This window comes from Acinetobacter lwoffii (assembly GCF_024129735.1).
GTDB lineage: Bacteria > Pseudomonadota > Gammaproteobacteria > Pseudomonadales > Moraxellaceae > Acinetobacter > Acinetobacter lwoffii_H.
Genome location: NZ_JAMXXK010000001.1, coordinates 52,501 through 64,411 on the forward strand (window position 1 = coordinate 52,501; position 11,911 = coordinate 64,411).

10 protein-coding genes are annotated in these 11,911 nt (G+C 44.7%); 7 read left to right on the forward strand and 3 right to left on the reverse strand.

Features of this window, described 5'->3' with window-relative positions; all coding sequences use genetic code 11:
* The first annotated feature begins 10 nt into the window (after nt 1-10).
* From NI469_RS00355 to NI469_RS00385, 7 genes are read left to right on the forward strand one after another with little or no spacing between them, the layout of a single operon-like run.
* Nucleotides 11-742 carry a hypothetical protein gene (locus NI469_RS00355; RefSeq protein WP_253174198.1) on the forward strand — a complete coding sequence of 244 codons (732 nt, stop codon included), beginning with the start codon at nt 11-13 and terminating at the stop codon, nt 740-742.
* 10 nt (nt 743-752) lie between these two features.
* Complete coding sequence (locus NI469_RS00360; protein ID WP_253174199.1) at nt 753-1,448, forward strand: 3'-5' exonuclease; 696 nt, start codon at nt 753-755, stop codon at nt 1,446-1,448.
* Between the two features lie 20 nt (nt 1,449-1,468).
* Nucleotides 1,469-1,852, forward strand: coding sequence for a hypothetical protein (locus NI469_RS00365; RefSeq protein ID WP_253174257.1), 384 nt, complete (start codon nt 1,469-1,471; stop codon nt 1,850-1,852).
* Entirely contained in the window at nt 1,852-2,196 is a 345-nt protein-coding gene (locus NI469_RS00370; protein WP_253174200.1) for a hypothetical protein, read from the forward strand. Before NI469_RS00365 ends, NI469_RS00370 begins: the two co-directional genes overlap by 1 nt.
* Nucleotides 2,189-2,503 (forward strand): hypothetical protein, encoded by a 315-nt coding sequence (locus tag NI469_RS00375; RefSeq protein WP_253174201.1) that lies wholly within the window; start codon nt 2,189-2,191, stop codon nt 2,501-2,503. The genes NI469_RS00370 and NI469_RS00375 overlap by 8 nt, the downstream gene beginning before the upstream one ends.
* Nucleotides 2,500-2,838 (forward strand): hypothetical protein, encoded by a 339-nt coding sequence (locus NI469_RS00380; RefSeq protein ID WP_253174202.1) that lies wholly within the window; start codon nt 2,500-2,502, stop codon nt 2,836-2,838. Before NI469_RS00375 ends, NI469_RS00380 begins: the two co-directional genes overlap by 4 nt.
* The gene (locus NI469_RS00385; RefSeq protein WP_233945241.1) at nt 2,828-3,094 is read left to right on the forward strand and encodes a helix-turn-helix domain-containing protein; all 267 of its coding nucleotides are present in this window, start codon (nt 2,828-2,830) and stop codon (nt 3,092-3,094) included. The genes NI469_RS00380 and NI469_RS00385 overlap by 11 nt, the downstream gene beginning before the upstream one ends.
* Here the strand turns inward: NI469_RS00385 and NI469_RS00390 are convergent.
* From NI469_RS00390 to NI469_RS00400, 3 genes are all read right to left on the reverse strand, one after another.
* Nucleotides 3,091-4,296, reverse strand: a complete 1,206-nt coding sequence (locus tag NI469_RS00390; protein ID WP_253174203.1) for a tyrosine-type recombinase/integrase — start codon at nt 4,294-4,296, stop codon at nt 3,091-3,093. The genes NI469_RS00385 and NI469_RS00390 overlap by 4 nt on opposite strands.
* Before the next feature lie 153 nt (nt 4,297-4,449).
* Nucleotides 4,450-8,973, reverse strand: coding sequence for a translocation/assembly module TamB domain-containing protein (locus NI469_RS00395; protein WP_253174204.1), 4,524 nt, complete (start codon nt 8,971-8,973; stop codon nt 4,450-4,452).
* Nucleotides 8,974-9,009: 36 nt separating this feature from the next.
* Nucleotides 9,010-11,766 (reverse strand): autotransporter assembly complex protein TamA, encoded by a 2,757-nt coding sequence (locus tag NI469_RS00400; RefSeq protein WP_253174205.1) that lies wholly within the window; start codon nt 11,764-11,766, stop codon nt 9,010-9,012.
* Nucleotides 11,767-11,911 lie beyond the last annotated feature (145 nt).

Below are 11,911 nucleotides of genomic sequence, written 5' to 3' on the forward strand. Positions count from 1 at the left end.
AGAAATCATCATGACTCAGCAATACAAACAATTTGGCTTTAACCCTGAATCTGCAAAACAAGCGGACAGTAGCAATCGTATCGAAGAAGCTGGTAAGTATGTTGGCGTTATCAAAAGCATGGAATTCATCACTGCTAAATCTGGCACAACTGGCTTTGAAGTTGAGTTTGAAACGGACAATAAGGAGTCTGCGTCATTCACCGTCTGGACTGAAAAGAAAGACGGCACTCCATTAGGTGGTGTTCACAAGATCAATGCTCTGCTTGCTTGTGTGGGTGTACGGGGACTCACTCCAACGAATCAGCAGCTCGAAAAGTACGACTTCGACCTCAAAGAGCGCGTCATGAAAAATTGTGTTGTGGCTCCTGAGGTTGCGGGCAAGCGAATTGGGCTGTTACTTCAGCGCGAAAACTACAAAAATGACAGTGGTGATTTGAAATACCAGATGAATTTTTTCTCTTGTTTTCATGCTCAAAGTGAGCTTATGGCCAAAGAAATTCTTGATCGGAAAACCACGCCAGAAGCACTACCAAAATCACTTGCTGCATTGATGGCAAACCCAATCACTATGCGCAAACCTAAAAATAGCGGTGGATTCCAGCAAAACCAAAACAACGGTTATGGCGGTGGGTATGGTCAGAATGGCGGCTCTAATCAGAGTGGCTATGATCAAGGTGGATACGCCAATGATGTACCACCTGTATTGGATGCCCCCTCTTACCTTGATGATCTTCCGTATTGAGGATTGGCTAATGACTGAACTTAAAGCACTAATTTTGGATACCGAAACCCACACATTAAATGGCTATCCAATTGAAATCGCTTTCGCACCTTGCGCTTTTGCGCAAGGGGTGTTGGTGATTCATCAGGATCAGGTTTTTGATGAGTATTTCTCTTGCCCTGAGCTGATCTCCCTCGGCGCTATGGCAGTGCATCATATTCTTGAAGTAGATATTGCGGAAAAGCCATCTTACGACACTTTCTGTATGCCAGAAGATGTCGAATATCTGATTGGTCACAATATCAATTATGACATTGAGGCTGTTCAAAAATGTCAGCCTGACTTTAAAGCAAAAGGTATCTGCACACTCGCTCTTGCTCGCATGATCTGGGGTGATTTGGAAACTCACACCCTTGGCGCTTTGTACTACTTTGTCATGAGTGATAAGCAGGCAGCCCGAAAGCACCTGCGCAATGCTCACAACGCTAGAGCTGACATCTATTTTACTGGTGTGATTCTTCAAGCAATTGTTGAAAGGCTTGCAATCAAAGATATGCAATCACTTTATCTAATGTCAGAAACTGCACGAATCCCGAAACGCATCAATTTTGGCAAGTATAAGGGCACTTTAATTAAGGATCTTGATGCTGGCTATGTTTCGTGGCTGCTGCGCCAGGATGACTTGGATCCATATCTCGAAAAAGCACTGCGAGGTAAAGCAGCATGAAAATTAAAGAAGGTGGCGTGATGGAAAAGAATAAATTGTGGTGCGTAGGAATCTGCCCTGAAGATGATAGTCCGCATGAACAGTCACCTGCTGCATCAAAAGAAATTGCTGAGCGTGCTTTGGCTCGCTACAGAGCTATGACTAAAGCTGAAGGTAATGAGTTCATGATTGAATCATTTGATGAATACTTTCAGGTTCAAGAGTGGGAAGGCACAGCTGAAGAACATCAGGAACAAATGTTTTATACGGAAGCCTGGTTTAAAGAGCCAATGTATCAATGCAAAAACATGCAGCAAGCCGAACAAGTATTTAAGTACGGTGAAATCGTGCACTGCTACAAAGATGGTGCTGAGTTAATTACTTCTGATTTTGATGAAGCTAAGCGCTTCTATGAGGTGGCGTGATGGATTTGCAGAAAGAAAGAGAAGCGTTTGAATGTGAGTTTAAACAAACCGACTACTACATAGCCCATGGTGATCTAAGCACTCTTATGCTTTGTGACGACCAATACGCACTGGATGATGTGCAGGTTTCTTTTGAGATGTGGCAAGCAGCCAAAGCCCAAGCGGTGCCGGAAGGGTTTGTTTTGGTTTCTGCTGAGCAAATGAGCCAATGGGGCCACATGGCAAACTATGCAGAACAATATGGATGCCCTGAGTGTTTTGAAGCAAGAGGGTATGCGCATAGTTTGGCTTGCGAGATTAATGAATTTTTTGCAATCAAAGCACAGGATCCAGCTAATGACTGAAATTCAACAAACAAACATTGCTGTGGCCAACTACATCATTGATGAGCTGCACAAGGATAAGCCTTTCAATTTGGTTTTAAATGCAGGTGAAACGGGTGCTTTGTATCACATCGCGAGTGAATCACATCACTTGCACAGTGACTTTGTTCGCAAGCTGGAAGCAACTTTAAGGCAGCGCGTGAACAATGGTACTGGCGTGATTCTTGAGATTAATAGCAATGCTGACCTGTATTACCACATGCTGTCGTCATATATCGCGGAGTTTGATCAGTATGGCGTGGTAAAGGCTTTGGGAGAGGTGTCATGAAAGCAAATGAGTTTGTGGAGAATAAAGGCCTTAAAGCGGCAAAGCTTATTGTTGATTGCTGGATTGATTATCCAGAAACGGATGTTTATCTACCAGATATGATGGAGTATACATTTATCGCAATTGAGCCAACGGAAAACTGCCCATTTGTATCTCTTAACGATCTAAAACGCCTTGTCGAAAGTCATGAGTTGGTTGAACATGCTGGAGGCTTAGATAGCGCTAAAAAACAGATTGAATTGAAAGACAGTGAGGACAACTGTTTGTGGTTTGTTGATTTGAAGATAGCCATCGCAGACGTAGAAAGTTGTATGGAGGTGAAAAGTGAAAATTAAGCTAAATGAAATGTCGCAGCAAGATAAAGATATGCGTTTAGATCGCTTCCTTGCTGCATCAGATCAACAGTTATTTCCGCAGGAAGATGTAGCAATTTACCTCTCCTGCTCTATCCACACCTTGCAGCGCTTGCGTTGTGTGGGTGGCGGAATCCCTTACACTAAGGTTGGTCGATGTGTTACCTACAAGAAGTCAGACGTACTAGCCTACCAAGAGCGACAAACAGTAATGAATACAGCTCAACTTGCCTCTTAATCGAAGCAGTTGAGCTTACCTTGATACACGGCTTCAATGTCATTCATTGCAAGCCGTAATTTTTTGAGTGATACCTGCACATAACCACCAGTCACATCATTTTTAGCCCCAGATCTATGGTTGAGTAGTCGCTTAATGGTATATGGGCCATAGTCCAAATTATTGCAGATCGTCGCAAAGGTTCGACGCAAATCATGTAATGAAATTTGGATACCAGTCTGTTCACCAATAGTTCTTAGTAAGCCTTGAGCGCCCGCAATATGCTTTGCATTTGATGTCATATTGGAACCCGGGAAAACATAATCATTTCTTCGCAGCTCATAACGCTGTTTGATAATTTCAAATAAGTGGTCGCCCATTGGTAACAAGTGGTCGTCACCGTTCTTTGGGTCCTTGAATACAAATAAGCCCTTTTCGATATCTACATTTTCCCACTTCAGGGTTTGGGCTTCGTTTCTGCGGCACCCGGTATACATAATAAATAACACTAAGTCACGAGTAGCATTCTTGGAAGCATCTTCATACAAGGAGCGCTCAGTAAAGTAATTCAGGACCGCATTGTAAAAAGTGTGGATATTGCTTTCATCCAGGTGGCGTGTACGTGCTTTGGTTTTATTCCAGCCACGTTTTGCAGGAATCACGTCAACCGGGTTTTGTTTAAGAATTGGGTTTTCATCGGTAGAGCAATGGATTTGAGCAAAGCGCCAGATGGACCCGAACATTTTTAAAGTAAGATTGGCTTGAGTGGGACTGTATTCTGTCAGCTTAATGAACCGGTCAAATACATCCTTTTTATTGATTTCAAATATAGGCCGTTCTTTCCAGTCTGGAAGGAAGGTATTGATGCAGTGATTGTAGGTATTCACAGAAAGCGGTTTTAACTTTCTTTGCTTTAGGTACAGGTCGAAAGCCTGGCTTAAGGTTATCTCATTATTTAAGGCATCTTTCTTTTTCTCAAAAACACCATTGGCAATATCAGCCAAAATAGACTGAGCCTTTTTTCTAGCTTCTGCAGGTGTAATCTCATTGGTCTTACCCAGCGTCACACGGAATAACTTTCCAGCATGCCGACGCTCGACAATATAAGATTTACTTTTGGTAGTGGCTCGGACTGCAAAACCAATCAGGTCTGAGTCGCGATAGATGGCTTGCCCTTTTTCGGTCAATGCAATAGCATCAACATTAGATTTGTTGAGTTTCATTTCAAGCTTAATTTACAAATTCGACACTTGCATTTTAAGCCTGAAATTACTCAACAGTCTACATATAGTCTACACGTTATTTTTTAGTGTAGACGTGATGCATAATAAATTACTTTATAACAACAACTTGCATCACACTACACTTTCTCACCACTAGAAGCGCCAATTATAGAACAAGTCAATCGCACGTTCTAAAGACTGACTCGCTTCCAGATACAAGCGCTGATTTACCTGATAGCGTAAAGTGAGCTTATTCACCGGTGTAAATACCCCGACTCCATAACGGAGATATAAATCAGGCGTAATATAACCAGTCACAGAAACCTGGGTATCATCTCCTGTACCTTGAGCATCCAGAGCTAGACCAGTTAAGCCAAAACTGCGCCCGATCTGGTTGGTCAGCGCGCGGGTGCTACCCAAGCCCAAACTAATCCCCGCAGCAGCGATCGTATTATTCACATCGGACCTAAATCCTTCAGCCTGGCTTAAACCAGATACACCCTCATTAACACGACCGGTAATCAAGGCATTTAAGGCTTCCTGTTCTGACAGGCCCGCATCATTATAAATCTGAATACTTGGACTCGATGCAGTCCCTGTTACCCGTACCCCGACTGTACTACCCTGAACCGATTTATTGGCATCAATGTCCAGTGTCGGATTGGTAAGTTCACCATTAAAACGCGCGATAGCACGATTCAAGTCCAGACTTTGGCCATAGGCTTCGATTTTCACCCGCTGTGATACCCCGATTGCACCATTGGCACGCATTGCAGTTTCCAGACCACGCTGTGACAGATTGACTCGACCCAAGAGTGGAATACGACTGTCAAAGCCCTGGAAAATCACCTGATTACCTAAAGAAACAGCAACATCTGCCCGGATATCCCAAGGACGTGCAGACTTCAAGATCGCCAGCTGATCATCACCTTCATGTACGACACGAACATCTGAAGATAAACCGACTACAGGTTCTGAGGCTTCAGGCATTGAAATCAGCGCACGCGGTACATCAACTGTGCCACTCAGACTCAGTTTTTTATTAAATGGATACATGTCCAGAGTCAAATCAGGTGTCACCACAGCGGTAATTAATGGGGCCTGACGAATCAGCAGATTGTCACCTTGCAATTTTAACTGCACTCGCGGATCGCCTTTCCAGTCGACCGATCCGGTTAATTTACCCACACCACGACCACTGTTAAATGCGCCATTGATGCTGGCTGAATTCTGACGTATGGATGAATAGAGCTGTACATTGGTCAAATTAATCGGCAAGGAGATCATGCTAATCGACGCATCTTTGACCCGAACCTCACCTTCAAGCAAAGGATCTGTTAAAGTTCCGCTAATTTTTCCAGCATAAGATAAGATCCCGTCCAGATTACGGATGTCCTGAATAAATGGCTTAAAGACCTTGAGCTGTACTTGGTTAAAGGCAATTTCACCACGCATCGGTTTACTGTCACGATATGGATCAATGATGACATTGGCATAGCCGGTTCCGATATCCGGTGTTTTAACATCTAGCCGAAGTTGCAAGCCATCTGCCACACTTTTTGCTACCAAACCGACTTCATCATATTTCAGTGTAGAACCCAAATAATCCGGATCTTCAGAAGATAGGCCCACCACACCATTACGCGTCACCAGACGTGCGTCAATTTTAGGTTTGGCGCCTTGTGCCCAAGCAGCCTTGGCATAACCATTGACTTTCCCTGTTAACGCCAATCCATCAGGCAAGAATGCACTGAAGTCTTCCAGATCAAGGTTTTGAGTAATAAAAGAGGCACTGCCACGGGTTTTGTTGACCCGAATCGGCTGATCAAAACACAACTGGCTTTGCTGACTCATCCAGCAATGGGCACCAACAAACAGATCCGATTGAGCACTGTTATAAATCACTGCTGCATTTTGACGTTGCACCAGACGGGCACGTAAAGAGTCGAAATCACCTTTTTGAATCTGACCCAGCCAGTTATTTTGCGCATTAAAGCCACCGGCGAGCTGTACAAAGAATTTTGACAGGCGGTTTTCTGCCTGAACTTTAAGAATGTGTGCAGCCCGGGTACCGGCCAGTGATATCTCACCGCGTACAATCTCGCGTGAACCGCTACGCAGGCGATCCATTGTCGCGGTTAATAAAGTTGGTGTGCTTTGCGATGTTGGCAACTGTCCGCGAACACGAACTTTCTGCACGCTAAACAGGTTTTTAAAGGCAAAATTATCAATCGAAAGGTTTGCCGAAGCCTGCAAACGTGGCTGCGCCTGCACATTGATATAGCCCTGCGCACGACCTCTTAAGCCCGGATATAACTCATACAATGCTGGTGCGTTGACTTTGAGTTGCAGATTTTGCGCATTGCCAGTGGCCTGAATCTGGTTGCTGGCATAAGACAGGAACAGGTTATTGGCTTCAAACTGCTCTGGGACAAAACCACGCTGATTTGAATTAATAACGACTGATAAATTACCTGTACCTCGTACCGGCTTGTTATTTAACATACCGGCCAGATTCAAACGCTGGATCTGAATGCGTTTTAAGGCATCTGACCAAACCCCTTGGGTTTTTACATTGCCCGACAACTCGCCTTTCAGGTTGGCATTAAAATATTGCGGCTTAAAGCGGATTAATGAAGCGTTAATATCCCAGCCAATACCATTTGCCAGATTCACCAGACCATTGGCATTAATCTTGCCAGCGATACCATCATGACGCAATTCATTGACTCTCAATACTTCTGGTGTACCTGAAACACGCAGTTTCAGGATTCCCTGACTGGCTTGCAACTGACTGGCATTTAAAGCTCCATCATAATTGACTGCATAGCCTCTAAAACCACCGCCGGCTTTTTCATTATGGAATAATAAGGCAATGGTACTGTTACCGATCAGACGTACTGTTTCGTTCTGTTCTGCCAGGCGCCCAGTCAGGTCTACATTAGACAGTTTAATAATCTGCTGATTGGGTTGTGCATAGCCATTTGCCTTGATCTGACCATTTAAACGGTCTATCGGTGAAGCTGCAGCCAGACTTCGGGTATTTAAGTCTTTGGCGTTTAATAATGCAGTCCATTTCAACTGGCGTTTTTCTTGTGGCAGTTCAATTCGCGCATGACCGCTTAAGCTACCTGCCTGTGCATTGGCGCTGTAATTGAAGCTTGGGACATTCAGGATATTTTTGTTCAGATTGAGCTTGGCTTGGTACATGCCTGCAGGTAGAAGTCCTTCTTCATGCTGCTCGACTTTAGTCGCCACATGAATATTCTGCTGACCTTCGACCAATGCCAATTTGACATCGCCAGACTCACTGCTGAGCCAGCCCACATAAGGTACGGCGCGATCAATATTTTTCCAGGCAACATCTAACAGCATCGGTTGTACTTTATTGCCTTTGACCGGGTTTTGATCCAGCTTCAGATTCCAGCTTTCATAACGGTCGAAATCAACCAGCCCGGTAAGGTGCAAGCCATTTTCCAGGTTACCCGCAGAAGCAATATTCGCATCCAGACTTGGCGGCAAGAAATCTTGTACGACTTGCGGAATGCGCTCGTGCTTGGGATCAATCCCGTTCAAACGCCCAGCCAGATCCCAGCTGACCCGGTCTTTCCAGCCTACTGTCCCGGCAAGGCTAACTGCACCTTTCATCAACTGACCATTCAGATCGGTAATATTCAGCTGATTGACCAGATCGGTATACATCACCGCACTATACTGACCTTGCGGAATATTTTCCCCAATCAGGTCAGTCTGGACATTCAGATCTAGACGTTGGATATCACCATTGAACTCGGCAATGCCGTCTTTGGTAAACAGTTTCTGTTCGGCTAGAATAGGCCAGTGATAATCCTTGAACTTCAACTCGCCGCGCATCGGTACCTGAGGGCGCATAGGATGTACAATAACCCAACCGGTTAATAAATCAGGCGTATTGGTCGCTACGCCAGCCTGAATCGTGTCCAGTGTTCCACGTGCCCGAACCTGAATATCATGAATATTCAAGCTGTCTCTTAAAGAAGGCAGATTGACGATTGCGCGGGCATCCAGTGGATATTTGCCTTCAAACTGCATTTTACCCGTCGCTTCACGCACCGAGAGATAGCCCATATCCATTCGGGAATCTTCAAAATTTAATTCGGTGCCAGACCAGAGCGCCTCATTTAATTCAATATTATAGAAATCAACTGCCGTGGTCTGGGTTTTAATGACCAAATGATCCAGCAACAGATGATCGACGCGCAGCACAAAAGGCAAACGGATGGCATTGAACTTGAAAGGTTCGCTGCTAGACGCAGTTTTATTAATAATTTGCAGGTTACGGACATCTGCTTCAGTCAGATGAATTTCTTTTTTGACAATCGCGCGCCAGCCCAGCTTTACATCAGCACGATCAATTTTGACATCGACCGGTTTCAGGCTGACCAGCACATTTTTAAGAATAATTCCACGCCATAAATTTCCGCCTTCATATTCATAATGAATAATTTGCTGGCGTTGTAATACCTGATCTAGCAGGAACTTACTGCCCTGATTGGTCGAAAACAGCAGCGCCAGCACAGAGAGCAGGAAAATGAGTGAGAAAAGTACCGACAATAGGATACTTCTCAATATACGGCGCTTTTTCGGCACAACGCTATCTTGTGGTTGTTGTTCTGGCTGTGGTTGGTTCTCGACCATGATGTACCCAAATAACTATTTTTAAAAAATGATGTTTTATAACTGCGAACCAATAAAGAAATGCAGACGAATTGGGTGATTGTCATCAGACAATCCAGTCGCCACATCGATACGAATCGGTCCAATCGGTGAGGCCCAACGTATCCCCACACCCGCACCATATTCGGTCGGATTACTGAACTCTTTATTATAAGCATTTCCGGCATCTGCAAAAACCGCAGCACGCCAGCCTTCCCTAAACTGATAGTTATACTCTAAGGAAGCAACCCCTAAGGCCTGACCACCGACTTTAAAGCCTTCGATTTCCGGAGAAAGACTCTTGTAATCAAAACCACGAATGCTCTGGTCACCACCGGTGAAATATCTCAGGTTATACGGCACTTTGGCAAAATCTTCAGTGAAGATATAACCGGCATCGGCACGTCCAACAAACTGATGATCTGCATTTTCACCCAATGAATAGATAAAACGCCAGCCTGCATTTACAATCGCCATATCTGCATCAGACAATAACGCCTCACTACCCAGCTCGACTTTGTAGGTCTGCTTGAAACCCTTGGTCGGATTGACCCGACGATCGGTATCGGTACGTGAAACTTCATAACCGACCAGTAACGACTGCTGTTCATCTTCGGTATTAAAGCGAAACGCTTCCGGAATCTGGTTAAAATCAACAGAACCATTCTGCTTCAAGCGATCCAGACGGTAACGCGCTCCAAAAGTACGCTGCCAGTTACCCAGCGGGTTTTTAATAATCCGGTCTACACCCAGCACTGCCGATTCAATTTGCAGACCTTCGCCTTGAGCCACGCCATCACGTTCTTCGCGCTCATAACCACCGACAATACTGACATAATCATTCAGCGGATGGTGATAAGGAATGTTATAACGACCATCAATGGACTGCCGGATACCGGACAACTCGAGGTTGGCATCAAAAGAATGTCCGCGCTTATTTACAATGGCGCGGCGGTACTGACCACGTAGGCGTATATCGGTATCTGTTCCATAACCCAGACCCAGTTCAGCACTGTTTAAACGGTCTGCATTTAAAGTCACAATCACTGGAACTTTCTTCTCTTCCCGCGCTTGTGCCTTTAAACGCTCCTGCTCATTTTCTTTGGTCTGCTGCTCGACCCGCAAGCTTCTTAAATTTGGATTTTCCTGATCGCGGCTACCGGCAAACTGGTCTTCATCGACGACATTTTGAGTGACTTCTTTAGCAGATGCCACTGAGCGATCAGGCTGTGTCGCAGTCACCTGATCTTCAGAAAGTTTCTGCTCTTCTATCAGGCTTTGAATATCCGGTGCCAGCTCCAGCTCCCTGTCAACAGGATCAGGGCGAATCGCATCCACCAGGGTATAGTTAAAATAGCGCGAGTTGGTCAGGTTATTGGCCAGGCTATTGACCCGCCAGAAGGTATAATCTGCACCATCTGTCCAGGTGACCAGACTTTCCAGTACGTCTCGGTCCAGCGGAAATTCCTTTTCAGGATCACTCATTCTGAACTCGACATTACCCAGCTTGTAACGTTCGCCGGTTTCAAAACGCAGGTTCACATCGGCGGTATTTTGTGGCTGGGCAATCTTTACATCATGCAGACGCCAGAATGAATCAAAATAACCATTGTTATTGGCTGCAGTAGTAATCCGTGTTTTGGTTTTTTCATAATTGCCATGATTGAAAATATCGCCTTCTTCCTGTTCAGGCAAAAGACTGATGACCTGGAATTGTGGCTGTTCGGCGCCCTCTCCAGTAAATTCAATATTTTGACTGCTAATCAGGACAGGTTCATTCGGGGTCACAAAAACTCGAACCCGGCTGTCAGAGATTTTTTCAAACCTGAACTGGGCATTATAATAACCCACTGCCTGCGCTGCCTGTCTGGACAAGGTGCGTAATTGCGGCAAAGCCGAATTAAAGTCGCCAAAAGACTCTTGGGTAAAACTGGATAATTTGGCTTTGACATTATTTCTTAAATTCAGATGGCCTTCAGGTACATCTTTACGATTCAGCATACCGTTGCTTTGCGCCACACCTTGCCCATTTATGATCACCACATCTGCACTAATTCGAGGAACTCTTGCGGTCATGATCTGACGTGGAGGACGGATTTTATAAAATAGCCGTTTGAACAGATTTGGACGTTTATCATCCTCAGCAACCAACTGACCCGGCACTTCTGGCAAGGTCAATCCGGCTTCATTATTTTTTACAATAATCTGGCTGTCTGCCTGAATCGATTGCATCAACTGATCGACATTAACCGGCGCCTGATTAATTTCCAGCAGTTCTTGCTGGCTGATATCAGCCACCACCGTTTCGCTGGTCTGAGTATTGCGATAGTTTTGTGCTTCCTGTTTGGCTTGCTCGGCTACCTGATAAATTTCATTGACCATGTTCTGATCAATAGTCTGTACTGGCAGATCTTCCAGATCATCAAACTCGATCGGCGTAAATTCGCCCAGACCAGATCCTGCATTTTGCTGTTGTTCCAGCATCAACATGCTGTCAACTGGTACTTCCGGCTCCAAGGCTTCTTCGATTTTTTCTTCTGCTTCAGTTTCAGACGTGGCCACTCCCTGACGAATCGCTTCTTTAGATAGCTCGTCCACCATTTCTGCCTGAGAAATGGCTACGGGTGTTTCTGGCTGTTCGGTTTGTGCCATGCTCTGATGGGATAACATCATAAAAAAGATGCTCATACACAGCTGCATACCACTATGCTGTGGTATGAGAGGCCCCATACTGCGATTTAGCATCGTTTTTTTAAAATTTTTCTTTGCAGGCATAGCAAACTCTAAACGAATACATTCTTTAATTGATTATTTGACCGAAAAATATAAGCTAAGGAGCTTAATTAATTGGTTTTTACCTTTACATGGCTGAAAGTATCTTACATGATTTTTCTCAATGTTTACGCATAACTGACATTTC